Source organism: Streptococcus sp. 27098_8_82 (genome assembly GCF_041431615.1).
Classification (GTDB): Bacteria; Bacillota; Bacilli; order Lactobacillales; family Streptococcaceae; genus Streptococcus; species Streptococcus sanguinis_K.
Window position 1 is genome coordinate 305831 of record NZ_JAPVYB010000001.1, and the last position, 25993, is coordinate 331823.

At 42.8% G+C, this 25993-nt stretch carries 26 protein-coding genes, 1 pseudogene, 1 riboswitch and 1 other annotated feature; of the genes and pseudogenes, 25 read left to right on the top strand and 2 right to left on the bottom strand.

Annotation, left to right across the window (positions count from 1 at the left end; all coding sequences use genetic code 11):
• The first annotated feature begins 3 nt into the window (after nucleotides 1-3).
• The 8 genes from O3627_RS01525 to O3627_RS01560 all read left to right on the top strand — a co-directional run bounded on the left by O3627_RS01525 (nucleotide 4) and on the right by O3627_RS01560 (nucleotide 10241).
• Entirely contained in the window at nucleotides 4-1251 is a 1248-nt protein-coding gene (locus O3627_RS01525) for a glycosyltransferase family 4 protein (RefSeq protein ID WP_343091912.1), read from the top strand.
• Nucleotides 1252-1364: 113 nt separating this feature from the next.
• Complete coding sequence (cps2T, locus tag O3627_RS01530; protein ID WP_343091911.1) at nucleotides 1365-2513, top strand: beta 1-4 rhamnosyltransferase Cps2T; 1149 nt, start codon at nucleotides 1365-1367, stop codon at nucleotides 2511-2513.
• Nucleotides 2510-3445, top strand: a complete 936-nt coding sequence (locus tag O3627_RS01535) for a glycosyltransferase family 2 protein (RefSeq protein WP_125347571.1) — start codon at nucleotides 2510-2512, stop codon at nucleotides 3443-3445. Before cps2T ends, O3627_RS01535 begins: the two co-directional genes overlap by 4 nt.
• 5 nt (nucleotides 3446-3450) lie before the next feature.
• Entirely contained in the window at nucleotides 3451-4257 is an 807-nt protein-coding gene (locus O3627_RS01540; protein ID WP_002897250.1) for an ABC transporter permease, read from the top strand.
• The gene (locus O3627_RS01545) at nucleotides 4257-5462 is read left to right on the top strand and encodes an ABC transporter ATP-binding protein (protein WP_004190912.1); all 1206 of its coding nucleotides are present in this window, start codon (nucleotides 4257-4259) and stop codon (nucleotides 5460-5462) included. Before O3627_RS01540 ends, O3627_RS01545 begins: the two co-directional genes overlap by 1 nt.
• Nucleotides 5463-5478: 16 nt before the next feature.
• Nucleotides 5479-7149: a rhamnan synthesis F family protein gene (locus tag O3627_RS01550; RefSeq protein WP_371621249.1), complete on the top strand. Its 1671-nt coding sequence runs from the start codon at nucleotides 5479-5481 to the stop codon at nucleotides 7147-7149.
• Nucleotides 7150-7205: 56 nt separating this feature from the next.
• Nucleotides 7206-9674 carry an LTA synthase family protein gene (locus O3627_RS01555; protein ID WP_371621250.1) on the top strand — a complete coding sequence of 823 codons (2469 nt, stop codon included), beginning with the start codon at nucleotides 7206-7208 and terminating at the stop codon, nucleotides 9672-9674.
• A 78-nt stretch (nucleotides 9675-9752) separates the two neighbouring features.
• Complete coding sequence (locus O3627_RS01560) at nucleotides 9753-10241, top strand: EbsA family protein (RefSeq protein WP_002900006.1); 489 nt, start codon at nucleotides 9753-9755, stop codon at nucleotides 10239-10241.
• Here O3627_RS01560 and O3627_RS01565 read toward each other — a convergent pair.
• Nucleotides 10238-10435 (bottom strand): ferredoxin, encoded by a 198-nt coding sequence (locus tag O3627_RS01565; RefSeq protein ID WP_295345912.1) that lies wholly within the window; start codon nucleotides 10433-10435, stop codon nucleotides 10238-10240. The genes O3627_RS01560 and O3627_RS01565 overlap by 4 nt on opposite strands.
• A gap of 45 nt (nucleotides 10436-10480) precedes the next feature.
• Here O3627_RS01565 and O3627_RS01570 point away from each other — a divergent pair, with 45 nt between their 5' ends.
• The 15 genes and pseudogenes from O3627_RS01570 (at nucleotide 10481) to O3627_RS01640 (ending at nucleotide 22740) form a co-directional block, all read left to right on the top strand.
• Entirely contained in the window at nucleotides 10481-10918 is a 438-nt protein-coding gene (locus O3627_RS01570) for an SAG1386/EF1546 family surface-associated protein (RefSeq protein WP_002895035.1), read from the top strand.
• Nucleotides 10919-10927: 9 nt separating this feature from the next.
• Nucleotides 10928-11605: a (d)CMP kinase gene (gene cmk / locus O3627_RS01575; RefSeq protein ID WP_125382474.1), complete on the top strand. Its 678-nt coding sequence runs from the start codon at nucleotides 10928-10930 to the stop codon at nucleotides 11603-11605.
• A gap of 26 nt (nucleotides 11606-11631) precedes the next feature.
• Nucleotides 11632-11762: a sequence feature (ribosomal protein L20 leader region), on the top strand.
• 16 nt (nucleotides 11763-11778) lie between these two features.
• On the top strand, nucleotides 11779-12309 hold the full coding sequence (gene infC, locus O3627_RS01580; RefSeq protein ID WP_002895037.1) for a translation initiation factor IF-3: 531 nt from the start codon (nucleotides 11779-11781) through the stop codon (nucleotides 12307-12309).
• Nucleotides 12310-12342: 33 nt separating this feature from the next.
• Nucleotides 12343-12543 carry a 50S ribosomal protein L35 gene (gene rpmI / locus O3627_RS01585; protein WP_002895038.1) on the top strand — a complete coding sequence of 67 codons (201 nt, stop codon included), beginning with the start codon at nucleotides 12343-12345 and terminating at the stop codon, nucleotides 12541-12543.
• Between the two features lie 44 nt (nucleotides 12544-12587).
• Nucleotides 12588-12947: a 50S ribosomal protein L20 gene (gene rplT, locus O3627_RS01590; RefSeq protein ID WP_000124830.1), complete on the top strand. Its 360-nt coding sequence runs from the start codon at nucleotides 12588-12590 to the stop codon at nucleotides 12945-12947.
• Between the two features lie 218 nt (nucleotides 12948-13165).
• The gene (locus O3627_RS01595) at nucleotides 13166-13633 is read left to right on the top strand and encodes a deaminase (protein ID WP_002895042.1); all 468 of its coding nucleotides are present in this window, start codon (nucleotides 13166-13168) and stop codon (nucleotides 13631-13633) included.
• 383 nt (nucleotides 13634-14016) lie between these two features.
• Complete coding sequence (gene metK / locus O3627_RS01600; RefSeq protein WP_343091908.1) at nucleotides 14017-15207, top strand: methionine adenosyltransferase; 1191 nt, start codon at nucleotides 14017-14019, stop codon at nucleotides 15205-15207.
• A gap of 244 nt (nucleotides 15208-15451) precedes the next feature.
• Nucleotides 15452-16711, top strand: a complete 1260-nt coding sequence (locus tag O3627_RS01605) for a UDP-N-acetylglucosamine 1-carboxyvinyltransferase (protein ID WP_002895048.1) — start codon at nucleotides 15452-15454, stop codon at nucleotides 16709-16711.
• A 33-nt stretch (nucleotides 16712-16744) separates the two neighbouring features.
• Nucleotides 16745-17296, top strand: a complete 552-nt coding sequence (locus tag O3627_RS01610; protein ID WP_009659355.1) for a GNAT family N-acetyltransferase — start codon at nucleotides 16745-16747, stop codon at nucleotides 17294-17296.
• Entirely contained in the window at nucleotides 17289-18566 is a 1278-nt protein-coding gene (gene spxR / locus O3627_RS01615; protein WP_009659239.1) for a CBS-HotDog domain-containing transcription factor SpxR, read from the top strand. Before O3627_RS01610 ends, spxR begins: the two co-directional genes overlap by 8 nt.
• Before the next feature lie 21 nt (nucleotides 18567-18587).
• Entirely contained in the window at nucleotides 18588-19445 is an 858-nt protein-coding gene (locus tag O3627_RS01620) for a methionyl aminopeptidase (protein ID WP_111675599.1), read from the top strand.
• A 33-nt stretch (nucleotides 19446-19478) separates the two neighbouring features.
• Nucleotides 19479-20387, top strand: coding sequence for a YihY/virulence factor BrkB family protein (locus tag O3627_RS01625; RefSeq protein ID WP_223313304.1), 909 nt, complete (start codon nucleotides 19479-19481; stop codon nucleotides 20385-20387).
• A gap of 50 nt (nucleotides 20388-20437) precedes the next feature.
• Nucleotides 20438-21447: pseudogene (locus O3627_RS01630) on the top strand (hypothetical protein).
• Between the two features lie 118 nt (nucleotides 21448-21565).
• Nucleotides 21566-22015: a MarR family transcriptional regulator gene (locus tag O3627_RS01635; protein ID WP_343091907.1), complete on the top strand. Its 450-nt coding sequence runs from the start codon at nucleotides 21566-21568 to the stop codon at nucleotides 22013-22015.
• Between the two features lie 17 nt (nucleotides 22016-22032).
• Nucleotides 22033-22740, top strand: coding sequence for a phenylalanine--tRNA ligase beta subunit-related protein (locus O3627_RS01640; RefSeq protein WP_343091906.1), 708 nt, complete (start codon nucleotides 22033-22035; stop codon nucleotides 22738-22740).
• Between the two features lie 70 nt (nucleotides 22741-22810).
• Here the strand turns inward: O3627_RS01640 and O3627_RS01645 are convergent, their stop codons facing one another.
• Nucleotides 22811-23251 carry a GtrA family protein gene (locus O3627_RS01645; RefSeq protein ID WP_002917014.1) on the bottom strand — a complete coding sequence of 147 codons (441 nt, stop codon included), beginning with the start codon at nucleotides 23249-23251 and terminating at the stop codon, nucleotides 22811-22813.
• Between the two features lie 28 nt (nucleotides 23252-23279).
• A riboswitch (PreQ1 riboswitch) is annotated at nucleotides 23280-23415 on the top strand.
• On the opposite strand from O3627_RS01645, the gene O3627_RS01650 reads away from it, so the two are divergent.
• Together O3627_RS01650 and ligA are read left to right on the top strand one after the other, a co-directional pair.
• Nucleotides 23413-23928, top strand: coding sequence for a QueT transporter family protein (locus O3627_RS01650; protein ID WP_343091905.1), 516 nt, complete (start codon nucleotides 23413-23415; stop codon nucleotides 23926-23928). (Overlaps the previous riboswitch by 3 nt.)
• A 105-nt stretch (nucleotides 23929-24033) precedes the next feature.
• The gene (gene ligA / locus O3627_RS01655) at nucleotides 24034-25992 is read left to right on the top strand and encodes an NAD-dependent DNA ligase LigA (protein ID WP_125351137.1); all 1959 of its coding nucleotides are present in this window, start codon (nucleotides 24034-24036) and stop codon (nucleotides 25990-25992) included.
• Nucleotide 25993: the final 1 nt, after the last annotated feature.

Genomic DNA, 25993 nt, shown 5'->3' on the forward strand with positions numbered 1-25993 from the left:
GCTATGAAAAAAAAGATATTATTCATTTCGCCGACGGGAACGCTGGATAATGGGGCTGAAATCTCCATTGTCAATTTGATGGAATACTTGGTAGAGACGGGCCATCAGGTTATCAATGCGATTCCGGATTATCATGTAGCCGTTCAGCAGGACTATATCTCCAGCCTGGCAGCCTTGGGTATTGAGACTATAGCCTTGCCGGCAGTTAAATGGTGGTGGGAGGATGCGCCTGGTGGCCTGCCAGACAGTCCTGAGTCTAGAGCTCGCTCTTATCAGGATAATACCTCAGCGCTCAGAAAGACACTAACGGAGCGAAAGATTGATTTGGTTATTACCAACACGGTCAATATGTTTCAAGGTGCAGTGGCAGCGGCCTGCGAGAATGTTCCGCATTTCTGGCTGATTCATGAATTTCCTGACGGAGAGTTTGGTTACTATAAGGAAAAGCTGGATTTTATCAGTGATTATTCGCAGGAAATATTTGCAGTTAGAGGTGCCTTGCAGAGACAGTTACAGGAGCTGCTGCCAAACAGAAAAGTCTTGTCTTTTGCCCCTTTTACGAAAATTCATCCTACTAATACAGGAGAAAAGGATAGAGCCGAAAGACGTATTGTGTCAGTCGGACGTTTGACAGAGCGGAAAAATCAATTAGAATTGATAAAAGCCTATAATCAGCTATCTCAGCCAAAACCGGCTTTGGTTTTTATCGGTGCCTGGGATGAGGAGTACAAAAAAAGATGCGATACTTATATCTCTGAACATCAGGTAAAAAATATTAGCTTCCTGGGACACAAGGACAATCCTTGGGCAGAGGTGACGGCAGCAGATCTTGCGGTATTTCCGTCTGCAATGGAAACTTTTGGCTTAGTCTATATTGAAGCGATTATGAATAGCCTTCCGACCATTTTGTCGGACAATCCTGGTCATCTATCCGCCTATGAAATCTTTGAAGAAGGTCAGCTGTATTCATCTGGCAATATCGAGGAGTTGGCTGATAAGATAAACATTGCTTTGGCAAACTTTGAGAGATTAAAAGACCAGTCGGTGGCCAATCTAGGCAAGATTCAAGAGCGCTACACAGTTCAGAGTGTTTACCAAACCTTATTGGATAAGATTGAAAATACTGAAATGTATCAGGCTAACTCCTTGCGTCATGTCAAGTGCTTATTGGATACAAATTTACCCTCTCAACCAGCCAGCTCTTTCTTACGCAAAGTGAAAAATAAGCTGTTTTCTGGTAGAAGAGGTTAAAGAAAGAAAAGGACAAGTGCAGCCGTGGCTCTACCTGTCCTTTTTGTATTATACAAACACACTAGAAAGTGGTATAATAGAATGGATTGTAAAATCTTGAATTGAGGGAAATCATGAAACATGTCTTCATCATCGGGAGTCGGGGACTTCCTGCCAAATATGGAGGATTTGAAACCTTTGTCGAAAAATTGACAGAACATCAAATCTCTTCTCAAATCCAATATCATGTGGCTTGCTTATCAGATGATGGAGCTTTTCATCATTTTGACTACAAGGGAGTAGACTGCTTTACAGTCAAGCCACCCAAGCTTGGTCCGGCCCGCGTAATTGCCTATGACATGATGGCTGTCTCCTATGCCCTCAAGTTTGCTAAAAAAGAGCAGATTGAACAGCCTATTTTTTACATTCTTGGAAATACGATTGGTGCTTTTATCTTTCCTTTTGCTCGTCGTATCCATCAGGCAGGCGGTAAATTCTTTATCAATCCTGACGGGTTGGAGTGGAAGCGTGCCAAATGGTCTAAGCCAGTCCAAGCCTATCTCAAGTATTCTGAAAAGGTCATGACCAAGCATTCAGACTTGGTTATTGCGGACAATCAAGGCATTGAAAGCTATATTCAAAAAGCTTATCCTTGGTCTAAAACGACCTGTATCGCTTATGGAACCGACCTTTATCTGTCCAATCTGACGGAAAACGAAGGCAAGGTCAGGGTCTTCTTTGAAAAGTGGGCCAGTAAGGAAAAAGACTATTACCTCATTGTCGGACGCTTCGTTCCGGAAAACAACTATGAAACCATCATTCAAGAATTCATGAAATCCAAGACCCAACGTGATTTGCTGATTATCTGCAATCATGAGGGCAATCCCTATTTTGAAGAGCTCAAGCAGAAAACAGGCTTTGACCGTGATTCTCGCATTAAGTTTGTCGGGACGGTTTATGACCAGAATCTGCTCAAATATATCCGTAATCATGCTTTTGCATACATACATGGCCATGAGGTTGGCGGGACTAATCCGGGACTCTTGGAAGCACTGGCTCAGACAGATGCCAATCTGGTGCTGGATGTGGACTTTAACCGTAAGGTAGCAAAAGAAACGGCTCTGTACTGGCAAAAAGAACCTGGCCAGCTGGGCCAGCTGATTGACCGAGTAGATACTCAAACAGATTTTACGGAGCTAGGTCAAGCCGCTAAAGAAAATATGAAAGAAAACTACACCTGGGAAAAAATTGTGGGTGAATACGAGGATTTATTTTTATCATGAAAGTGACCATTCTTCTGTCCACCTATAATGGGGAGCAGTTTCTGGCCGAGCAGATTAAGAGTATTCAAGAGCAGACATATAGGGACTGGCAGCTGCTGATTCGTGATGATGGCTCTACGGATGGGACGCGGGCTGTCATCGAAGACTTTTGCTGCAAGGATGACCGCATTGCCTTTATCAATCGGGAAAATCCACAAAATCTAGGTGTCATTCAGAGTTTTCATAGCCTGCTTCAATACCAAGATTCGGATTTCTATCTCTTTAGCGACCAAGATGATGTTTGGCTACCAGACAAGATTGCCATGCAATTGGCTGAGGCAGACAAGTATGATAGCAGTCAGCCCTTGCTGGTGTATACTGACTTGAAGGTCGTGGATCAAGAGCTACAGGTTGTTCATGAAAGTATGATTCGCACTCAGTCAGATCACGCTAATACAGAACTAGTCCAAGAGTTGACGGAGAATACGGTGACGGGTGGCGTTTCTATGATTAATCGCGCCTTGGCCCAACTTTGGACTGGGAAAGAAGAACATGAACTGCTCATGCACGACTGGTATTTGGGCTTGCTGGCTGCGGCTTTTGGCAATCTAGTCTATATTGACAAGCCGGGTGAGCTCTATCGTCAGCATTCGAATAATGTGCTGGGAGCTCGAACGCTCAGAAAACGAGTAAAAAACTGGGTGCGTCCCCATGTTCTTTTTACCAAATATTGGAAATTGATAAAAGACAGTCAGACCCAGGCTAGAAATTTGCTGGTCCTGCCGCTGACTGCTGAAAATAGAGAGTTAATTGAGAACTTTGTGACCATTATGGAGGTTTCTACCAAGGAGCGCTGGCGCAGGATTCGCCAGTATGGCTACCGTAAAAACCGCACTTTCCATACCCTTGTTTTTACAAGCCTCATTCTCACAAAGTTTGCTTATAAGGAGTAATATTCATGGATTTTTTTAGTAAAAAAAATCGAATTCTTTTGAAAGAATTAATCAAGACGGATTTTAAGTTGCGTTATCAAGGATCTTTGGTCGGCTATCTCTGGTCGATTTTGAAGCCATTGATGATGTTTACTATCATGTATCTGGTGTTTGTCCGCTTTTTGCGCTTTGATGACGGGACACCCCACTATACAGTAGGGCTTTTGCTGGGGATGGTTTTCTGGTCTTTCTTTACTGAAGCCACCAATATGGGCATGCTTTCCATCGTTTCTCGGGGAGATTTGCTTCGTAAATTGAACTTTCCAAAACATACCATCGTCTTTTCATCGGTTCTTGGAGCAGCTATCAATTTTCTGATTAATCTAGTCGTTGTTTTCCTTTTCGCCTTGATCAATCAGGTGGAATTCGGCTTGCATACGCTAGTAATTATTCCTCTTTTTCTGGAAGTATTGGTCTTGGCAATGGGCTGTGCCCTCATGCTTTCTTCCTTGTTTGTGAAGTATCGGGATATTGGACCGATTTGGGAAGTGGCTCTTCAAGCAGGAATGTACGCCAGCCCGATTATCTACTCTCTGAACTTCCTTTTGGATGGTAAAAAACTTTTTGTAGCTAAAATTATGATGCTCAATCCGATTGCCCAGATGCTGCAGGATATGCGCCATTTCATTGTTGCTCCTGTTAATGTCAGAGGCTGGGATATTGTGAATAACAAACTAATCGCCCTCATCCCTTACTTGATTCCTTTTGTGATATTGGCTCTAGGTTTGTTCTTCTTTAATAAAAATGCTAAGAGATTTGCGGAGATTTTATAATGTCAAATAATATTGCAGTAAAAGTCGACCATGTAAGTAAATTCTTTCGATTGCCTACTGAGGCTACTCAGAGTTTGAGAACCAGTCTGGTCAATCGTTTTAAGGGGATCAAAGGCTACAAAGAACAGCATGTTTTGAAAGATATTTCCTTTGAGGTCGAAAAGGGTGACTTCTACGGTATTGTCGGCCGCAATGGCTCTGGTAAGTCTACCCTCCTGAAAATTATCTCTGAGATTTATATTCCGGAGAAGGGCAAGGTAACTATTGATGGTAAGTTGGTTTCCTTTATTGAGCTGGGTGTAGGTTTCAATCCAGAACTAACTGGCCGCGAAAATGTCTATATGAACGGTGCCATGCTGGGATTCTCAACAGAAGAAGTAGACGCCATGTACGATGATATCGTGGAGTTTGCTGAGCTAGGAGAGTTTATGAACCAAAAGCTTAAGAACTACTCCAGCGGTATGCAGGTGCGTCTGGCTTTTTCTGTGGCCATCAAGGCTCAGGGTGATATTCTGATTTTGGACGAGGTCTTGGCTGTTGGAGACGAAGCCTTTCAGCGTAAGTGTAATGATTACTTCAAAGATCGCAAGGAGTCAGGCAAGACGACCATTCTGGTGACCCATGACATGGGAGCTGTTAAAAAGTATTGTAATAAGGCCGTCTTGATTGAAAATGGCTTGGTCAAGGCTATCGGCAATCCAGATGATGTGGCAAACCAGTACAGTCTGGACAATGCGACTGAAACAAAAGCCATGAACGAGGGATTCCAGGTTGAGAATGCGGCAGTTTCTGATTTGAAGGTTAAGCTCTTGCATTCGCCTCAGATTTCACCTGAACAAGAAATTGAATTTGAAATTTCTTATCAGGTAAATCAAGACCTTCCGACCTATGTTTCCTTTTCTCTGACAGATATCGATCGAACTATCTGGCTTTACAATGATAATTCCATGGATCAGCCGACAGAAGGACCTGGACAGAAGCGCTTGACTTACAAGTGTCATGTGTCACAGATAAATAACGCTAAGTTAAAACTGCAGGTTTCGGTGCGGGATCAGGAAGAACAGATTTTAGCCTTTGCAGACTCTCAGAACAACCCAGTTATCTTGGTCAATCGCCAGGATATTAAGGATGACGATGTCTCTGCTAAGGATTCTGCCACTGGCTTAATCCAGCGTAATGGCAGTTGGAAGATTTCTCAATCATAAAGAATAAGGTATTTTCATGGAACGAATATTACTCTATGTTCATTTCAATAAATGCAATCATATAAGCGGTCATGTCTTCTATCAATTGGAGCAGCTAAAGCCGCTTTTTTCTAAGATCATATTTATTTCAAATAGTCCTTTGACCGATGAGGACAAATGCCGGCTGAGAGAAGACTTGGGAATTGCTGACTTGCTTGAGCGGGATAACCGAGGCTTTGATTTTGCAGCCTGGCGTGACGGTATGAACCGACTGGTTTTTGACACTTTGCAGAACTCAGACTCTCTGACTCTCATGAACGACACTTGCTTTGGTCCACTATGGGATTTGGCGCCCATTTATCAGCGCTTTGAGGAGGATTCGCAAGTCGATTTTTGGGGAATGACTAATTTTCGCAAGACCAGGTACTTTGAAGAACACCTGCAGAGCTACTTTGTCACCTTTAAGCAGTCAGTTCTTAAAGACAAGTCTTTCCGTGAATTTTGGTCTCAGGTAGAAGATTTTACTGACGTTCAAGATGTGATAGAACATTACGAGACCCAGTTTACCAAACGTTTTGTAGAGGCAGGATTCAAATATCAAGCTCTCCTTGATACCCGTCAGGAAGAAGCAGGAGAATTGGTTCATCCAGATTTTTCATACTATAAGCCTCTTAGGATTCTGGAAGCAAAGATTCCTTTTCTAAAGGTGAAGGCTCTCACGGGTAATCCTTTTTTAGCTAGGTATTTGCTGGAAGATCTTGAAACCAACTCATCCTATCCAGCTTCGCTTATTAGGGAACACCTGTTCTATCATTTTGGTCCAGACCTTCCTTGTTTGCTGCAGGACAAGTATTTGTCTCAGGCAACTTCGAACTACCGGACAGTTCAGCCTGTCCTCCTGCATATTCATGTAACGGATTTTCCTATTTTTCAGCAGTATCAGGACAAGCTATTCTCTCTGTCATCTCAGTATCAGTATTTATTGACAACAAACCAGCCAGAAGTGCTGAAACAGCTGCAGACAGCTCTGGGTCATCTAGGCAATAAAGTGCAGATTATCCTAAGTCAGAAATCTCATGCCTGGCTTGCCATGCTAGAGCAGAAGGAAATTCTGCAAAACTATGCTTATATCGGCCATCTATCTACTCATCGATTGGTGGAGAATCAGGCAGTTTTTGACCAAGCTATGCGCTCTGATTTGATAAATATGATGGTGGATTATGCGGATGCAAGTATAGAAGCGTTGGAGCAGGATTCTGCTGAAGGGCTGGTTATTCCAGATTTGCCGCGCCTAGTCAGAGATGGCTTGTTTGAGATAGAACCGCCGCGTCCAAGTCTGTCTGCTGTCTGGCAGGAAGCTGGTTTGCATAAGTCTTTTGACTTTATGACCGCCTCTTCTCTGACGAGAGTCTATGGCGGCTTCTTATGGTTCAAAAATTCTGCTTTGGCTAGTTTGTTCCAGATGAAGAGCTTAGAAAGTTTGCCATCCTCTGATCAGGAGCTGTCTGATGTTTTAGAGCATTTATTAGTTTATCTAGCTTGGGACAGTCATTACGATTTCAAGATTATGCTCTTATCTTCTCTACCCTCTTTACTGGACTGGCAGAGGAAGAGGGCAGAATTGACCGAGCAAAAAGAAAAATTAAGTCAGAAAAATTTATCTCAAAAGATTCGAAATCGTTTGTCCAATCTTTTAAAGAAAAAGTGAGATTCTTAATTCACAAAAATCTCACTAGAGAATATAACTATTTACCAGAAAGAAAAATGAAATTTTTACTCAACCACTATAAGCAGTTCTCATACCTGCTGATTAGTTTTTTACTTTTAGATACAGTCTCTGTTACAACAGTCTTACTATTGAAGGAAGGCGAAGATTTACGGAATTATCCTGCATTGTGGCTGGCTTTTCTGATGTTGCTCCCTCTTTTGTTTGGCTTGGGCAAGCTTTTGTCTCAGTTCTTCAGCAAAAGATTCTTCCTATGGTCAGCTATTATTTACGCTCTCTATACAGGATTTTCTTACTTACTGACAGTAACGCAGCATGTCAATGATTTTGAGTTCAAAGCAGAACGGGTTTTCAGCAATCATTTTTGGCAGTTTAACTCCCTGCCTGGCTTGCTTTTGATTTTCTTATTTGCGTATATTTTTATCCATTTTCCAAAGCTTAAAAAACGCTTTCCAGGTAAGTTCTTGCAGGTTAATAAGAAAAATAGAGAGGTACTGGAAAATCTTTTTCTCTCCCAATTCTTTCTATTTCTTGCTTTGATGGACGATAAGATGCCGGAATTGCTGCATCACCAAAGCTATTTAGTGAATTTCCTTGAGGAAGGCAAGTTGGATATAACGCAGAACTTTGTGCTAACTTTCCTCTGCCTTATCGCACTAATCTTTATCCTGCTTTCTCTCCCCAGCTTGCTAGCTGTTAAGGGATTGCGTGATCTCGCTCAGAATAAAGCCAGTGTTTCTGTTGCTTTTGTGTTGAGTGCAGTGTTTGCCCTTGTCTTTAACTATACAATCCAAAATAGTATCCGAGGAGATGTGATTGTTTTGGATCAGTATCTTTTCACTGGAGCCAGTCTCTTTCAAATCATCGTTTTTTTCATGATTTTTATGGCTCTTTACCTGATTTTCAATCATTTTCTCCTGCCAACTATCCTGATAACAGCGCTAGTAGTGGTTGCTACCATAGCCAGCAGTCTGAAATTTCAGTATCGCCAAGAGCCAATATTGCCTAGTGATATGGTCTGGCTGAGAAATCCCAAGACCCTCTTTGACTTTCTCGGAGGCAATTATGGATTTTATGCTATCTTGGGACTAGCTGCTCTAGGCGCTCTTTATTGGTATTTGCGTAAGAAAATCTTGCCAGGCAAGCTCATTACCGTTCTTAAATACCAGCTCCTCTTGCTAGTCCTGCCCCTGGTCTTTTTCTTGGGAGTCATGGATATATTTGCTACTAAAAAGAATGGCAAAATAGTAGAGAATATCCCAGTTATTTCGATCTTAAATAATTTCCATGACCTGACTTGGATGGGAAATACTGTCAATTCACAGCTGCGCTCCCTTTCTTTTGTCTGGTTTTCACAGATGTCGGATACAACCATGATTGAGCCGCGTGGCTATTCTAAGGAAAAGATTCAAGAGATAGAAAAAAAGTATAAGAATCTTGCGGAAGCTATTAACAAAGAACGCCAGAATAAAATCGAAGATCAAACGGTCATTTACCTCCTGAGTGAAAGTTTTTCTGACCCTGCTCGGGTTGACGGTGTTACTATGTCTGAGAATCCAATTCCTTATATTCAGGAAGTTAAAACTCGCACCACCAGTGGACTTATGAAGTCAGACGGCTATGGTGGGGGAACGGCCAACATGGAATTTCAAACTCTGACTGGTTTGCCTTTTTATAATCTGTCTCCATCTATTTCGGTTCTCTATACTGAAATTGTCCCGAGGATGAATAGATTCCCTTCCATTAGCGATGCTTATTCATCTAAGAATCGGACAGTAATCCATCTGGCCTCCCCTAGCAATTATGCCAGAAATGTCATTTACCAGGATTTGGGATTTGATACCTTTATTCACTATGGTACCAAAGGCCTGAAGGGGGATAATATAGGTGGTAATTACAGCGATAAAACGACTTATAATCAAGTCTTGGAGCATTTGAATGGCAAGCAGGGACAGTTTTTCTCTGTCATGACCATGCAGAACCACATGCCTTGGAGTGAGCCCAATCCTGTCTACATGTCTGCCAGCTATCCTGATTTTAGCAAGGAAGGGAACGAATCTCTTTCCAGCTATGTCAGAATGCTTTACCATACAGATCAGGCGACCAAGGAGTTTTTGGAGAAGCTTTCAAAGGTAGATAAAAAAGTAACAGTCGTCTTTTACGGTGACCATTTGCCTGGTCTCTATCCTCAGTCAGCCTTTAAAGAAAATCCAGAAAGCCAATATCTGACAGATTATTTCGTTTGGAGTAATTATGAAACTCCTAAACTCGATTATCCAAGAGTCAATTCTAGTGATTTCTCCGCTCTCTTACTGGAGCAGACCAATTCCAAAGTATCACCTTACTATGCTTTATTAACAGAAGTATTGCATAAAGCAAGTGTCGATAAAAAGGAATTGGACGAAGAAGCTCAAGAAATAGCAGATGATTTGAAACTGATTGAGTATGATATGGTCAGAGGAAAGGGTTACTTGTCTGATAGCTTCTTTAAGACAGCAAAATCATAAATAAAAAATAGAATAGGCAAGTCTACCTGTTCTATTTTTTCTTAATTTATGCTAAACTAGTAGTATGGGGGTGTGAGCATGATAAAGATTTTCGGTAAGGTTCGCTATCACTGGCAGCCAGATGTAGCTATCCTGATAATATATTGGTCTTTATCGGTCATTCCGATTTTTGTTGGCCTGGCTTTGATGTATGAAAGCTCACGAGTGCCGACTCTTGTTCTGTTTTCTTTCTTCTTGTTCATGGTTTTGCTGGGAATGGGAGTTCATCGTTATTTTACCATTTATGATGATGGAACCTTGCGAATTATCACAGCCAATCCCTTTACTCCGATAAAGGTCAAGATTTCAGATATTGAAAAAGTCGAAGTGACTAAGACGTCAATTACCTTATATTTTAAAGGGCAGAACCGCAGCCGGAGTTTTTGTATGCGCAAGTGGCCTAAGAAATATTTTGTCAATGCTCTGGCCCTTAATGAGCATTTTAAGGGTGAGGTAGAATTAGTAGATAATTTTACCCATATTGACTATTTTGAAGCATACTATGGCAGTCAGTCCAAAAAATCCTAGTCTTTCAAAAGAGCTCGGGTTGGGCAGTTTTTGATGGCTTCCACGACATCGGGATCCTCAGCGATTTCCTTTTCTAGGAGCTGGTCGTCCTGGTAAAATTTGACGATGCCATTGTCATGATAGTCAAAAAGATCTGAGTAGGTTTGACAAAGCCCGCAGGCAATGCACCGTTCGGGAATGAGTGTTACTTTCATACCCATATTGTAATAAGATTTTAAGAAAAACTCAAGGAGGAAGTCATGGAAAAAGAACCATGGGAAGAAGATGTATACGATAACGGAGAAGATAAGTTGAAACGAACCAAGAAATTTAGCGCCTTGAATGCTGATCGTTTGTTGACCATATTAACCATTATTTTCTGTATTTTAGTGGTTGCGGTGGTGTGCTTCTTGACCTATCTGTCTACTGGGGGAAGTAATAGACAGACCCAAATGGAAGGTTTCTACGGCACTTCAGCAGCAAGTTCCAGCAGTGAAGCGTCTTCTACTGCAGAGCAGACAGCGGCAAATACGACAGAATCATCTGAAGGAACTCTGACTGTCCAGCCTGGTGAAGGCGAGGCTGCAATTGCGGCGCGTGCAGGTATTTCCATTGCCAAGCTGGAACAGCTTAACCCTTCTCATATGTCTACTGGTTCTTGGTATGCCAATCCAGGTGACGTTGTGAAGATTGAGTAGGAGCCAGCTATGAAACAGATTCAAATTGCGATTGACGGTCCTGCTTCCAGTGGAAAATCGACTGTTGCCAAGATTATTGCTAAGGACTTTGGCTATACTTATTTAGATACAGGAGCCATGTACCGGGCTGCAACCTATCTGGCTTTGCGGCATCATCTAACAGAAGCAGATGCCACTGAAATTGTAGACTTGCTCAATAATCATTCGGTCAGTTTTGGTCGAGCGGAAGATGGCGAGCAGCTAGTCTTTGTCGGCGACGTGGATGTGACTCACCCGATTCGGGAAAATGAAGTTACCAATAATGTTTCTTGGGTATCTGCCATTCCTCAAGTCCGTGAGAAACTGGTGGCCTTGCAGCAGCAAATTGCAGCTCAGGGAGGGATTGTCATGGATGGCCGTGATATTGGAACGGTTGTCTTGCCTCAGGCTGAGCTCAAGATTTATCTGGTAGCTTCGGTTGAGGAAAGAGCTGAGCGCCGTTACAAGGAAAATCTATCTAAAGGTATTCCTGCTGACTTGGAGAAACTGAAAGAAGAAATTGCAGAGCGGGATTATAAGGATAGTCACCGCGAGGTTTCGCCATTGAGACCTGCAGACGATGCCATTCATTTTGATACCACGGGTGTTGGTATTTCTGAAGTTGTTGCATTTATCGAAGAAAAAGCGAAAAAAATAATTGACAAATAAAATGAAACTTGGTATGATAGTAGAGTTGAGAAAAGCAGAAGTGAGAGCTTCTCGCCTTGCGACTAACGTTGTCTGGCTCTACAGGATTCAGTTTCAGTAATGAAATATTATCGTGTAGTGCGGGTTTGCGTTAGCAGGTCCGCACTTGTTTTTCTCTAAAAATAAAAAAAGAGGTGAAAACCATAGCAAAACAAGACTTATTCATCAATGATGAAATTCGTGTGCGTGAAGTTCGCTTGATCGGTCTTGACGGCGAACAATTAGGTATTAAACCGCTAAGCGAAGCGCAGTCTCTTGCGGATGAAGCAAATGTCGATTTGGTCCTGATTCAGCCACAAGCTAAACCACCTGTTGCAAAAATTATGGACTATGGCAAGTTCAAATTTGAGTACCAGAAAAAACAAAAAGAACAACGCAAGAAACAAAGTGTTGTTACTGTGAAGGAAGTCCGTCTGAGTCCAACCATCGACAAGGGAGACTTTGACACTAAACTTCGCAACGCACGCAAGTTCCTTGAAAAAGGAAATAAAATAAAGGTATCTATCCGCTTCAAAGGCCGGATGATTACCCACAAAGAAATCGGGGCTAAAGTTTTAGCAGATTTTGCTGAAGCGACTCAAGATGTTGCTATCATTGAGCAAAAGCCTAAGATGGATGGACGTCAGATGTTCATGCAGATGGCGCCAATTCCTGACAAAAAATAGATTGTCAGAAAGATAGAAAAAGGAGAAAACATTATGCCAAAACAAAAAACACACCGCGCATCAGCTAAACGTTTCAAACGTACAGGTTCTGGTGGCTTGAAACGTTTCCGTGCTTACACTTCTCACCGTTTCCACGGAAAGACTAAGAAACAACGCCGTCATCTTCGCAAAGCAGGAATGGTGCATGCAGGAGACTTCAAGCGTATCAAAGCAATGCTTACAGGTCTGAAATAAGAGCTACTGTAACAATTATCTAGGAAATATTGGAGGAAATATAAATGGCACGTGTTAAAGGTGGCGTTGTATCACGCAAACGCCGTAAACGTATTTTAAAATTAGCTAAAGGTTACTATGGAGCAAAACATATCTTGTTCCGTACTGCAAAAGAGCAAGTAATGAACTCTTACTACTATGCATACCGTGACCGCCGTCAGAAAAAACGTGACTTCCGCAAACTTTGGATCACTCGTATCAATGCGGCAGCTCGTTTGAACGGCCTTTCATACTCACAATTGATGCATGGTTTGAAATTGGCTGAGATTGAAGTTAACCGTAAAATGTTGGCTGACTTGGCTGTTAACGATGCAGCAGCTTTCACAGCTCTTGCAGATGCAGCTAAAGCTAAGCTTGGTAAATAATTAAAATAAGAACTGAGGATTTCCTTGGTTCTTTTTTGATAACTCTTAATGAAAAGTATGAAGAGAGAAATAGCCTGCCATGCCACTTATAGTATAGATAAAGGCTTGTTGCTTATAAGACAGCTTTCATGATAAAGCTAGTTAAAAATAGGGATTTACGATATAATAGAAAAAAACAGACATTTATGTAAATAAAAAATCAGTAGAATGGAGAAATCATGTCAGAGAATCGTTTGGCTTGGGATCAGTATTTTGCGGCTCAGGCTCTCTTAATCGCTAATCGTTCAACCTGCAAGCGGGCCAAGGTTGGCGCTGTCTTGGTTAAGGATAATAAGGTTATTTCAACTGGTTACAATGGCTCAGTTTCAGGAACTGAGCACTGTATTGACCATGAGTGTTTGGTTATTGACGGTCACTGCGTTCGGACCTTGCATGCTGAGGTTAATGCCATCTTGCAAGGAGCCGAGCGGGGAGTTCCTAAGGGATTTACGGCTTATGTGACCCATTTTCCCTGCCTCAACTGTACCAAGCAACTGCTTCAGGTCGGCTGCAAACGGGTAGTCTACATCAACCAATATCGCATAGATGACTATGCTCAGTATCTCTACAAGGAGAAAGAGGTGGAATTAGTTCATCTGCCGCTGGATGATGTCAAGAAGGCCATTGCTCAGACGGATTTGGTTTAGTGTACTTTGAATATGTGAGTTTAGTGGCCTATTCAATCCAAGTAAATCCAAAGAATAATGTTATAGTTTTCGGCTATAGCTTTTTCTATTAAAAAAATTCTGAATTTTTTAGCGAAAAGTGGTATAATGAGAAAGTTATATAGTCCCGATAAGGTGGTAGGAAACTTCTATCAGTACTTTGTAACTCGCAAACAATGACGGCTCCAAAGTCACTCGTCATTCTACGGTTGCCGCTATGGTGCGGACAGCCTATGCGCCTCACTAGCTCAGAAATAAAAAGATATCGTTTTTATTTCTTTCGCGTCGTAACTCGTAGGTGACAAGATTTTCATCATTTTGGAGTTTGTTCATTTGTTTAATATTTTTTAAGGGGGGACATTTCTATGTCAGAACGTAAACTTTTCACGTCTGAGTCTGTATCGGAGGGGCATCCTGATAAGATTGCAGACCAAATTTCCGATGCTATTTTGGATGCTGTCATGAGTCAGGATCCAGATGCTCATGTGGCTGCTGAAACAGCCGTTTATACGGGCTCGGTTCATGTTTTTGGTGAAATTTCGACCACAGCTTATGTAGACATTAACCGTGTGGTTCGAGATACCATTGCAGACATTGGCTACACCAATACAGAGTATGGATTTTCAGCTGAGACAGTCGGTGTGCATCCATCTTTGGTGGAGCAGTCGCCAGATATTGCTCAGGGTGTCAATGAAGCTTTGGAAGTTCGTGGGAATGCGGACCAAGATCCATTGGACTTGATCGGTGCTGGAGATCAGGGGCTTATGTTTGGCTTTGCTGTGGATGAAACGCCAGAGCTCATGCCGCTTCCTATCTCGCTCAGTCACAAGCTAGTCCGTCGATTGGCAGAGTTGCGCAAATCAGGAGATATTGCCTACCTGCGTCCAGATGCTAAGTCACAGGTGACTGTTGAGTATGATGAAACTGACCAACCAGTGCGGGTGGATACAGTTGTTATTTCGACTCAGCATGATCCAGAAGTGACCAATGAAGAGATTCATCATGACGTTATTGAAAAGGTAATTAAAGCAGTTATCCCAGCTCAGTATCTGGATGAGAAGACGAAATTCTTCATCAATCCAACAGGTCGCTTTGTAATTGGCGGCCCGCAAGGTGACTCTGGCTTGACTGGACGTAAGATTATTGTGGATACTTACGGCGGTTATGCTCGTCACGGTGGCGGTGCCTTCTCTGGTAAGGATGCAACCAAGGTCGACCGCTCAGCTTCATACGCAGCTCGCTACATCGCTAAAAACATCGTAGCTGCTGGACTGGCCAAGAAAGTAGAAGTGCAGTTAGCCTATGCTATTGGTGTGGCTCAACCGGTTTCTGTACGCATCGATACTTTTGGAACAGGTACTGTTGCAGAAAGCAAGCTGCAGGAAGCGGTTCGTCAGATTTTTGACCTGCGTCCGGCCGGTATCATTCAAATGTTGGATCTGAAACGACCAATCTACCGTCAGACAGCGGCTTATGGCCACATGGGTAGGACAGACATTGACCTGCCTTGGGAAAAGTTGGATAAGGTAGAGGCATTGAAAGCAGCAGTGCAGTAAGATGACAGTTCTCAATCGTAATGGTTGAGAGCTTTTTTATATAGGTGGCTTTTACAAGGCAAGCAGTCTAGCCTTGCGCTTCTCTCATTCTTAGCAATACTGGATTTTTCTGAAAAATTATTGAAAAAGTCATTTTCCCTGTTTCATTTTAATTTCAATTGTCTTATTTATCTAAAAGTATAGGAAATTTCCCGAATCTGTGGTATAATAAATGGCAATACCTTGAAAGAGCTTTATTTTAAACATGAAAAAAATTGTAATACATGGTGGTCGCCCCTTAAAAGGAGAGGTGACTATTAATGGTGCTAAAAACAGTGTTGTTGCCTTGATTCCGGCTGTGATTCTGGCAGATGATATTGTAACGTTGGATGGCGTTCCGGATATTTCGGACGTGGATAGTCTGATTGATATCATGATTGCCATGGGGGCTAGTGTTACTCGCTCTGAGGACAGTCTGACGATTGATCCGCGTGGTATCCAAAACGTCCCTATGCCTTATGGGAAAATCAACAGTCTAAGGGCTTCTTATTATTTCTATGGCAGCTTGCTTGGTCGCTATGGTGAAGCAACAGTAGGTCTGCCTGGTGGCTGTGACTTGGGGCCGCGTCCTATTGACTTGCATCTCAAGGCTTTTGAAGCCATGGGGGCTAAGATGACCATGGACGGCAACTACATGAACCTATCCACAGGAGGTCAGCAGCTGAAAGGCGCTAGCATTTATATGGATACGGTCAGCGTGGGTGCTACCATCAATACGATGTTAGCTGCTGTCAAGGCCAAAGGTCGGACTATTATTGAAAATGCAGCGCGGGAGCCAGAAATCATTGATGTGGCAACTCTCTTGAATAATATGGGAGCGCACATCCGTGGAGCAGGTACTGATATTATCACGATTGAGGGGGTTCCACACCTTCATGGAACGCGTCATCAAGTAATTCCAGACCGTATCGAGGCAGGGACTTATATCGCCCTTGCTGCAGCTATTGGTCAGGGAATTCAGATTAATAATGTCCTTTATGAGCATTTGGAGAGTTTTATTGCCAAGCTTGAGGAAATGGGTGTTCGGATGACGGTTTCTGAAGACAGTATTTTTGTCGAAGAGCAGCAAAACCTGCGAGCTATAAACATCAAGACTTCCCCTTATCCAGGCTTTGCAACTGACCTACAACAGCCGATTACTCCGCTCTTGCTGACGGCTAATGGCCATGGTAAGATTACGGACACCATCTATGAGAAGAGGGTTAACCATGTGGCGGAGCTGGCTAAGATGGCAGGTAAGATTTCGACCAGTAGCGATCAGATTGTCTATGAGGGACCAAATCAACTGCAGGGAGCTCAGGTCAAGGCGACCGATTTACGAGCAGGAGCTGCCTTGGTTATTGCAGGTTTGATGGCTCAAGGAAAGACAGAGATTACTAATATCGAGTTTATCCTGCGTGGCTATTCTAATATTATTGAAAAATTAACAAGTCTGGGTGCAGATATCCAGTTGATAGAAGAATAAGCGTTTTTCGCTTATTTTTTGTAGAGGTAGCAGATGAATTTATGGACACATTTGGCGGCCTGTTCATTTATTGAGACGGAGCATGCTTTTTTGCGACCCATTGTCTTTGAAGATGCAGGGGCCCTATATAAGATTGCGTCCAATCCGGAAAATACTCAGTTCATCTTTCCGACAGAAGCAAGCCTAGAGGAAAGTGAATACGTCATTGCCAATTTCTTTATGAAAAATCCTCTGGGGATTTGGGCTATTTGTCACAAGGAAACGCAGGAAATGATTGGCTCTGTCAAGTTTGAAAAGATGGACGAGATCAAGAAAGAAGCTGAGTTAGGTTATTTTCTGCGGCAAGACTACTGGGGACGAGGGCTGATGACAGAAATTGTCCGAGAGATTGCTTTTCTATCTTTTACCCGCTTTGACTTCAAGCGTCTCAGCATTATCACTCATGCAGAGAACCTAGCTAGTCAAAAGGTAGCTCAAAAATCTGGCTTTAGCCTCTACCGGCAGTTTAAAGGGAGCGATCGGTACACCAGGAAGATGAGAGATTATCTGGAGTACCGTTATGAGAGAGGAGATTTTAATGAGTAAGCATCAGGAAATTTTAACCTATCTTGAAAATCTTCCAATCGGCAAGAGGGTCAGTGTTCGCAGTATTTCAAACTATCTGGGAGTTAGTGATGGGACGGCCTATCGAGCTATCAAGGAAGCGGAGAACCGCGGTATTGTTGAGACCAGGCCTCGGAGTGGTACGGTTCGGGTTAAGTCCAAGAAAGTTGTCTTGGAGCATCTGACCTACAAGGAAATTGTTGATATTACTGGCTCAGAAGTATTGGCTGGAGAAGATGGTCTAGAAAAAGAATTTAATAAGTTTTCCATCGGGGCCATGACGGAGCAGAATATCCTGCGCTATCTGACAGAGGGTGGTCTCCTGATTGTTGGAGACCGGACGAAAATTCAGCTCTTGGCTCTGGAAAACGAGAATGCGGTGTTGGTAACCGGAGGATTTGAAGTCAGCTCGGAAGTTCTGAAGATGGCTAATTTGCTTAATATACCGGTTCTCAGGACCAAGCACGATACCTACACAGTCGCAACCATGATTAATCGTGCCCTGTCCAATATGCAGATCAAGACCGATATTTTAACAGTGGAGCAGGTCTATCGCTCCAGCCACGAGTACGGCTTCTTGCATGATACTGATACTGTGCGTGATTATCTGGACTTGGTTCGTCGCAATCGTGCCAGCCGGTTTCCGGTTATCAACCAGCAGCAGATGCTGGTGGGAGTAGTAACCATGCGGGATGCAGGGGATAAGTCTCCTCTGACAACCTTGGATAAGGTCATGACGAAAAATGTCTTTATGACAGGCTTATCTGCTAATATTGCCAATATCAGCCAGCGCATGATTGCAGAAGATTTTGAAATGATACCAGTAGTGCGCAGCAACCAGACCTTACTAGGTGTAATCACGCGGCGGGACATTATGGAGAAAATGAGCCGTTCTCAGATTTCTAGCCTGCCGACTTTCAGTGAGCAAGTGGGACAGAAGATTAGCCGTCAGGATGATTTGTTTTCCTTTACTGTTGAGCCATTTATGCTGGAGCAAAATGGTGTGCTGGCCAACGGTGTGCTGACAGAAATTTTGACTCGGATTACCCAGCAGCTCATGGTCAACAGTGGCCGCAGCCTGATAATCGACCAGCTGATGATTTATTTCTTTCAGGCGGTCCAGATTGATGATCTGCTGCATATCCAGCCGCGTATTATCCGTCAGACTAGGCGGACAGCCATTATTGACTTTGAGATGTATTTGGAAGCGATGCTGGTTGCCAAAGCCACGATTACAGTGAAAATTAATTAAGAAGAGGAATTTAGAGAAAGAATGATTACTTTAAAATCACAGCGTGAAATTGACTTGATGGACAAGAGTGGAGATTTTCTGGCTTCTGTCCATATTGGTTTGAGAGACTTGATTAAGCCAGGCATTGACATGTGGGACATCGAAGAGTATGTCCGCAAGCGTTGTAAAGAAGACAATGCCCTGCCTCTGCAAATTGGTGTTGAAGGCTCTGTCATGGACTATCCTTATGCGACCTGCTGCTCTCTTAATGACGAGGTAGCCCATGCCTTTCCCCGTCATCAGAAGCTGGTAGAAGGTGATGTCATCAGCGTTGATATGGTGGTTGGCTTGGTCGATAAGGCAGAGCTGGATGTGTCCAAGCTAGATTTTGACAATGTAGCAGAGATGAAGCAGCACACAGAGAGCTTCCGGGGCGGTGTGGCAGATTCTTGCTGGACCTATGCAGTAGGGAAGATTAGCCCAGAGGCTCAGCAGCTGATGGATGTGACCAAGGAATGCCTCTACCGTGGAATTGCGGCAGCTAAGGTCGGCAATCGTATCGGCGACATCGGTGCAGCTATTCAGGAATATGCTGAAAGTCATGGCTATGGCGTTGTGCGGGATTTGGTAGGGCACGGTGTTGGCCCAACCATGCATGAGGAGCCTATGGTGCCGCATTACGGTCGAGCAGGACGCGGCTTGCGCTTGCGTGAGGGAATGGTTCTGACTATCGAGCCCATGATCAATACAGGTACCTGGGAAATTGATACGGACTTTGAGACCGGCTGGGCACATAAAACGCTGGATGGCGGCCTGTCCTGTCAGTATGAGCATCAGTTTGTCATTACAAAAGATGGACCTGTCATTCTGACCAGCCAGGGAGAAGAAGGGACTTATTAGAAATCAAAGGCTGGGCACTTGTCTCAGCTTTTTTTGAAGGAGAAGAGAGTGAAGAAATTTTTTGCCAAGATTCGCAGAAATCAGTTTTTAAGAGAATTTTTCCGTTTTTATAAAGAGGCAGATAGTGAGCTGAGCAGCGTTGCAGTTGCTTATTATTGGCTGATTTCTGTTTTTCCCTTGCTCTTGATTGTGGTGAATATTTTGCCCTATTTTCACATTCCGGTGGCGGATTTTCTGACAGCCATCAAGGACATGCTGCCAGAGACTTTATATGATGTTGTGGCAAAAGTCATGCGTGAAGTGCTGACCCAGCCTTCGACTGGTCTGCTGAGCTTCTCAGTCTTGTCAGCTCTTTGGACTTTTTCCAAGTCCATGAATTTCCTGCAGATTGCATTTAATAAAGCTTATGGGGTGGCTAAGAGCCGGGGTCTGATTTCTCATCGCGTCATGAGCCTATTTGTGAGTCTAGGTCTGCAGATTCTCTTTGCCTTGGCCCTCTTTCTGACCATGTTTGGTCATATGTCGCTTGATTTTCTCCGTACCTATTGGAAGCTGGATAGCCAGCTCTATCAGCACTTGCAGAATTTTACCGAGCCTCTGATTTACGCCTTACTCTTTGCGGTTTTGGTTATGTTCTATTTTTTCCTGCCCAATGTGAAAATCAACAAAAAACGCTATGTTCTGCCGGGCAGTGCCTTTGTGCTCCTGACCATTCTGGCTTTGCTGAATATCTTTTCTGTCTACATGGATAATTATTTAAATCACCTGGTTGATGTTCGCTTTTTCAGCTCCATCATTATGGTTGTGATGATGTTTTGGTTTATCATGATTGCTAAAATTTTGATTGTTGGCGCAGTGCTTAATGCCAGTATCCAGAGCTGCTGTGAGTCAGGGTTTCAAATTGAAAGCACAGGTCGCTTTACTTTCAAGAAGAAAGAGTAGGATGGGGAAGAGGACTGATGTTGTTTTAGAGTGGAAAAGGATAAATAAGTATGAAAAGTAAAAAAATAACTAAATGGAAGAGTATTGTGTTCGCTTTGCTCTTGCTTTTAGGAGCTGCAATGTATTTTATATGGAGCAAGGAAGAGGCAAAGAAGTTCCAAGAAGAGTATGGGCAGTTTACATATTATGTTCCAGAGTATGAACCTGTTTATAGCTTTCTTGAAAACGATAAGGCTATTGCTTATAACTGGAACGTTGTAAATTCTGAAGAACAGGAAAATATGAAAAAAGCAAAATCATATATAGTAGATCCTGATTATGATGTTATAAGAGAGTTTGACTCCGGATATTTCGTCAATAGTTACATGAAGCTCAAAGCTAATCCCAATCTATTGAATAAAGATGAATTTAATCGAAATATTCCTCAAAAAGGGGAATATTGGAAGTTGGCAGTCTACAAATTCCAGAATAAAAAATTAAAAAAGAGAGAATTTGATGTTTTTGAGATGGTTCGTAACTATGACCCTGATTTGATTCCGTTAAAAATAGATTCGAATATTATAGCGGACTCAAACACTCAAAAGTATTATGCAGTAATCTATTTAAGACAGAAGTCAACTGATAAAGAAAAGGCATATTGTATTAATCTAGATGAAGGGAGAATTGTTTCAGATAAGGGAATTAATCCATATAGAGATCTTCCTAATGGTTTTACAACCGCCACTAATTTTGCTGAACGTATGAAAAAAAAGGTGTTGGACTTCATATAACATGGATGTCTCTGGAAAGATCCTATTCAGAAAAACAATTTGAGAATTCACTTCTATCAAGTAAATATCCCCAAGTATATAAGATTATGCATGAAAAAGATGCTTGTATTGCTTTCTTAAATAGAGAAACCGATGTTGAGTTAGTAAAAAACGTAACCGAACTCTTCTTTCCGCCTGGAACGAATGTATTTGAGAATGTGACTATCCCAGCTAAATATTCATTAGATGGGCAGGAACATGTCATTAATTCAGCGGAAGAATTACAAAAATACTATAAGGAAGAAAACTAGAAAAAGATATTTTTGCCAAATTTAAAGAGGATTTTCTTCTTTTTCTTTTCGGTTAATTTTATTGCATTTGCAACAAAATGTGTTATAATAGTTTCAAATAAAAATCAAAGGAGGGGATATGTCAGTATTGCGGGAAATTGGGATTATCGCCCGAGCTTTGGATTCCATTGCTAATATTGAGTTCCGTGACATAGAGCTAGCACGAGGTCAATATCTTTATCTGGTCCGAATCGCGGAGAATCCGGGAATTATCCAAGAGGAGCTGTCGGAGCTGCTCAAGGTGGATCGCTCAACGGTTGCCCGATCTGTTAAGAAGCTAGAGGCCAAGGGCTTGGTCCAGCAGAAGGCAGCCAAAGACAACAAGAAGAACAAGGAATGGTTTGTGACGGAAAAAGGGGAAAAACTCTATCCTTTTATCCTAGCTGAGAATGCCTATTCTGAAGAGGCATCCCTGCAGGGCTTTTCTCAGGCGGAAGTTCAAGCCTTGGAGAAAATGCTGGTACGAGTGCGTGCAAACATCACAGGTGACTGGGAAGCCGTCAAAAAAGGACAAAAAAGAAACTATTAAGATTAAAGAGGTGCATCATGAAAGTTACAGTTGAACATGAATTTTGGCAAGTATTTCCGGAAGCTCAGATTAGTATTTTAGTGGTCAAGGGGCTGGATAATAGTGTGGATGAAAGTAAGGATCCATATTTCAAATCCCTGCTGGATAAGGGAGCAAAACGAGCTGAAGACTTTATCCCAGATGAGAACTTCACTCAGAATGAAGTCATTCAGGAGTGGCGGCAGGCTTTCAGCCAATTCAAGACCAAGAAAGGAGCGCGTTCCTCTATCGAAGCTCTGCTCAAGCGGGTTAGTCAGGGGCGTGAATTTCATCCAATCAATCCTTTGGTCGATATCTACAACAGTGTCTCGCTGTCTTATGCGGTTCCATGTGGCGGTGAGGATTTGGATAAGATTGTCGGAGGTCTTCATCTAGGAAAAGCCAAGGGTTGGGAAGCCTTTTTCCCGCTAGGCGCCGAGAGTGACGCACCGGCACTGCCAGAAGAAATCATCTACTATGATGAAGAGGGGGCTGTCTGCCGCTGTCTTAACTGGCGAGAAGCCCAGCGAACCATGCTGACGGAAGAGACCAAGGATGCCATCTTGGTCATTGAGGCCATCAATGAAGAGCAGGCAGTGCGTGCTCAAGCAGCCATGACAGAACTCCAGACTCTGATTGAGGACTATTTTGGTGTCAAAGGTGAAATCACTCATCTGACTCTTGATAACCCAAGCTTGGAAATCTGAGAATAAAAAAATCTGGATCAGAATTATCTGGTCCAGATTTGATATTTTAAGGTTGAAGTATCATAGTCAATTAGTTTTTCTTGTTTTCAAAGATAAAGACTTTACTGAAAACATAGTTGAGAACAATAATAAGTACTTGAGAAAAAAGTGACTCAATAGAGTTGATAAGATTGCGGTCATTATTGACAAATTGCCCGATAATATTAGGATAAGTATCCACTAATAATTTTGCAAGAACGATGTCTAGCAAAAGAGTGCCAGAACGCGCCAGAGCAAATTTAAAAAGTCGCTTTTGCCAACCTTTGCGTTGCTGCTTAAAGACAATGGTATCATTTGTGATAAAGGCAAAAAGAACTGCTGTGATATTAGCAGTAATGGTGGCAAATAATGTTTGTCCCGTAAGAGCGAAAATAAGGAGACGAGTAGTCATATAAACAAGTGTTGCTGCCGCACCAAAGAAGAGATAGGACAGAACCTCATTGTCAAAGAATTTTTTGATTAAAGTTTTCATAAAGATAGTCTATCATATTTCTAGGATTTATGCTATACTAGTTGGGTTGCCAAATCTGTGGGGAATCATCTAATGATGCTCCTCTCATATGACGCAACCCTTGGCGCTTAGCTTCTTTCGTCAAGCATATTACACGCGGTAAAGCCGCTAAAGGAGAAAACATGAAACAAGAAAAACTGAGAGTTCGTGATTTGGCTCAGATTGCCATTGTTGCTGCCATTTATGTAGCTCTTACGATTACTCCGCCTTTAAATGCCATTAGCTATGGTGCATACCAGTTCAGAATTTCTGAAATGATGAACTTTATGGCCTTTTATAATCGGAAATATATCATGGGTGTGACCATTGGCTGTATGATTGCCAATCTCTATAGTTTTGGAATCATTGATGTCTTTGTCGGTGGTGGGTCCACTTTAGTCTTCCTGTCACTAGGTGTCTACCTTTTCAGTCGCTATAAGAATCAATATCTGATTAAAGGCTTGATTCGTTTGGATCATTTCTATTTTGCAGTATTCTTTTCTATTTCGATGGTGACCATTGCTGCAGAATTACATTTCTTGCAAGGCCTGCCATTCTTCCTGACTTGGTTTACAACGGCCATTGGAGAATTTGCTTCCTTGATTGTTGGAGCTATTCTTATTAACCAGATTGCAAAAAGTATTGATTTGACAAAATAAGACAGCAGAGAGCGGAATTTCCGCTCTTTTTGTATCCCTTTCTTTTTTAGGAAGAATTCGGAACAAATAGAGGAAGATTTTGTGTATTTGTGATAAAATAGAAGTATGAAAGAAAGAATGTCAGAATTAGTAGAATTGCTCAACCGATATGCCCATGAGTATTATACGGCAGACAGGCCAAGTGTATCGGATAGCGAGTATGACAGACTCTATCGTGAGTTAGCGGAGTTAGAAGAAAAGTACCCAACCGATATCCTGCCTGACAGTCCGACGCATCGGGTGGGAGGGAAGATTTTAGAAGGATTTGAAAAATATCCACACCAGTATCCTCTCTTTAGTTTGCAGGATGCTTTTTCACGTGAAGAATTAATAGCCTTTGACCAGCGAGTTCGTAAGGAGTTTCCACAAGTCTCTTATCTTTGTGAGCTCAAGATTGACGGGCTCTCTATTTCCCTGACCTATGAAAAGGGAATCTTGGTAGCAGGAGCGACTCGGGGGGATGGCTCTGTTGGTGAAAATATCACTGAAAATCTCAAGCGGGTCAAGGATATTCCCCTGACCTTGAAAGAACCGCTAGACATTACGGTTCGCGGAGAGTGCTACATGCCCAAGGCTTCCTTTGATGCGGTCAATCAGCTGCGGCAGGAGAATGGTGAGCCTGAGTTTGCCAATCCCCGCAATGCGGCAGCAGGAACCTTGCGGCAGTTGGATACAGCAGTTGTGGCTAAGCGCAATCTAGCGACTTTCCTATACCAAGAAGCCAGTCCTACTCAGGTTGGCAGCCAAGAAGAGGTCTTAAACAAGCTGGCAGATTTGGACTTCTCAGTCAATCCTACTCATATTCTGGCGGACTCTATTGAATCAGTTTGGGAGTTTATCGAAAAGATCGCTGAGGAGCGGGATAGCCTGCCTTATGAAATTGACGGTATTGTCATCAAGGTTAATGACTTGGCGGTGCAAGAGGAGCTTGGCTTTACTGTCAAGGCACCCAAGTGGGCTATCGCCTATAAGTTTCCAGCTGAGGAAAAGGAAGCCCAGCTTCTATCTGTTGACTGGACAGTGGGTCGGACGGGAGTTGTGACTCCGACAGCTAATCTGACGCCTGTCCAGCTAGCGGGAACGACAGTTAGCCGAGCGACCTTGCACAATGTGGACTACATTGCCGAGAAGGATATTCGTCAGAAAGACACAGTTATCGTCTATAAAGCAGGAGATATTATTCCAGCTGTCTTGCGAGTGGTCGAGTCCAAGCGGGTGTCAGAAGAGGCTTTGGAAGTGCCAAGCCATTGTCCAAGCTGCGAGAGTGAGCTAGTGCACTTTGAAGATGAAGTCGCTCTTCGCTGCATTAACCCGCTCTGTCCAGCCCAGATTAAGGAGGGCTTGATTCACTTTGCCAGCCGGGATGCCATGAACATTACTGGTCTTGGTCCAGCAGTAGTAGAGAAGCTCTTTGCTCAAAATCTAGTCAAGGATGTGGCTGGAATCTATCGGCTGACGGTGGAAAATTTACTAGAACTAGAGAACTTTAAGGAAAAATCAGCAAATAAATTGTATACTGCTATTCAAGCTTCCAAGGAAAACTCGGCTGAACGTCTCTTGTTCGGCTTGGGGATTCGCCATGTGGGAAGCAAGGCCAGTCGGATTTTGCTGGAGAAATTCCATGATATTCCTAAGCTATCTCAGGCCAGCCAAGAAGAGATTGCGGCTATTGACAGCCTTGGAACTGTGATTGCCCAAAGCCTGCATACCTATTTTGAGCAGGAAGGCTCTCAGATTCTTTTGGCGGAGCTGCAAGAAGCAGGTGTAAATCTGGACTATCTGGGGCAAAAGGCAGCAGCAGATGCAGCCCTATCAGGTATGACGGTTGTCTTGACTGGTAAATTACAAAAATTGACCCGCAATCAAGCCAAGGAAAAATTGCAGAGTCTGGGTGCCAATGTTTCCGGATCTGTTTCTAAAAAAACGGATCTGGTAGTAGCTGGCGCAGATGCCGGTAGCAAGCTGGCCAAGGCTCAGGAGTTGGGAATTGAAATTCGGGATGAAGATTGGCTTGATAGCTTATGAG

Excerpts from the sequence above, each read along its gene's own strand:
- O3627_RS01620 (WP_111675599.1), top strand. The coding sequence starts at position 18,588 with ATGATTACTTTAAAATCACAGCGTGAAATTGACTTGATGGACAAGAGT.
- O3627_RS01535 (WP_125347571.1), top strand. The coding sequence starts at position 2,510 with ATGAAAGTGACCATTCTTCTGTCCACCTATAATGGGGAGCAGTTTCTG.
- O3627_RS01610 (WP_009659355.1), top strand. The coding sequence starts at position 16,745 with ATGAATTTATGGACACATTTGGCGGCCTGTTCATTTATTGAGACGGAG.
- O3627_RS01570 (WP_002895035.1), top strand. The coding sequence starts at position 10,481 with ATGGAAAAAGAACCATGGGAAGAAGATGTATACGATAACGGAGAAGAT.
- O3627_RS01545 (WP_004190912.1), top strand. The coding sequence starts at position 4,257 with ATGTCAAATAATATTGCAGTAAAAGTCGACCATGTAAGTAAATTCTTT.
- cps2T (WP_343091911.1), top strand. The coding sequence starts at position 1,365 with ATGAAACATGTCTTCATCATCGGGAGTCGGGGACTTCCTGCCAAATAT.
- O3627_RS01635 (WP_343091907.1), top strand. The coding sequence starts at position 21,566 with ATGTCAGTATTGCGGGAAATTGGGATTATCGCCCGAGCTTTGGATTCC.
- O3627_RS01605 (WP_002895048.1), top strand. The coding sequence starts at position 15,452 with ATGAAAAAAATTGTAATACATGGTGGTCGCCCCTTAAAAGGAGAGGTG.
- O3627_RS01565 (WP_295345912.1), bottom strand. The coding sequence starts at position 10,435 with ATGAAAGTAACACTCATTCCCGAACGGTGCATTGCCTGCGGGCTTTGT.
- O3627_RS01645 (WP_002917014.1), bottom strand. The coding sequence starts at position 23,251 with ATGAAAACTTTAATCAAAAAATTCTTTGACAATGAGGTTCTGTCCTAT.
- O3627_RS01540 (WP_002897250.1), top strand. The coding sequence starts at position 3,451 with ATGGATTTTTTTAGTAAAAAAAATCGAATTCTTTTGAAAGAATTAATC.
- O3627_RS01560 (WP_002900006.1), top strand. The coding sequence starts at position 9,753 with ATGATAAAGATTTTCGGTAAGGTTCGCTATCACTGGCAGCCAGATGTA.
- spxR (WP_009659239.1), top strand. The coding sequence starts at position 17,289 with ATGAGTAAGCATCAGGAAATTTTAACCTATCTTGAAAATCTTCCAATC.
- metK (WP_343091908.1), top strand. The coding sequence starts at position 14,017 with ATGTCAGAACGTAAACTTTTCACGTCTGAGTCTGTATCGGAGGGGCAT.
- O3627_RS01650 (WP_343091905.1), top strand. The coding sequence starts at position 23,413 with ATGAAACAAGAAAAACTGAGAGTTCGTGATTTGGCTCAGATTGCCATT.
- O3627_RS01555 (WP_371621250.1), top strand. The coding sequence starts at position 7,206 with ATGAAATTTTTACTCAACCACTATAAGCAGTTCTCATACCTGCTGATT.
- O3627_RS01640 (WP_343091906.1), top strand. The coding sequence starts at position 22,033 with ATGAAAGTTACAGTTGAACATGAATTTTGGCAAGTATTTCCGGAAGCT.
- O3627_RS01525 (WP_343091912.1), top strand. The coding sequence starts at position 4 with ATGAAAAAAAAGATATTATTCATTTCGCCGACGGGAACGCTGGATAAT.
- rplT (WP_000124830.1), top strand. The coding sequence starts at position 12,588 with ATGGCACGTGTTAAAGGTGGCGTTGTATCACGCAAACGCCGTAAACGT.
- O3627_RS01550 (WP_371621249.1), top strand. The coding sequence starts at position 5,479 with ATGGAACGAATATTACTCTATGTTCATTTCAATAAATGCAATCATATA.
- rpmI (WP_002895038.1), top strand. The coding sequence starts at position 12,343 with ATGCCAAAACAAAAAACACACCGCGCATCAGCTAAACGTTTCAAACGT.
- cmk (WP_125382474.1), top strand. The coding sequence starts at position 10,928 with ATGAAACAGATTCAAATTGCGATTGACGGTCCTGCTTCCAGTGGAAAA.
- O3627_RS01595 (WP_002895042.1), top strand. The coding sequence starts at position 13,166 with ATGTCAGAGAATCGTTTGGCTTGGGATCAGTATTTTGCGGCTCAGGCT.
- ligA (WP_125351137.1), top strand. The coding sequence starts at position 24,034 with ATGAAAGAAAGAATGTCAGAATTAGTAGAATTGCTCAACCGATATGCC.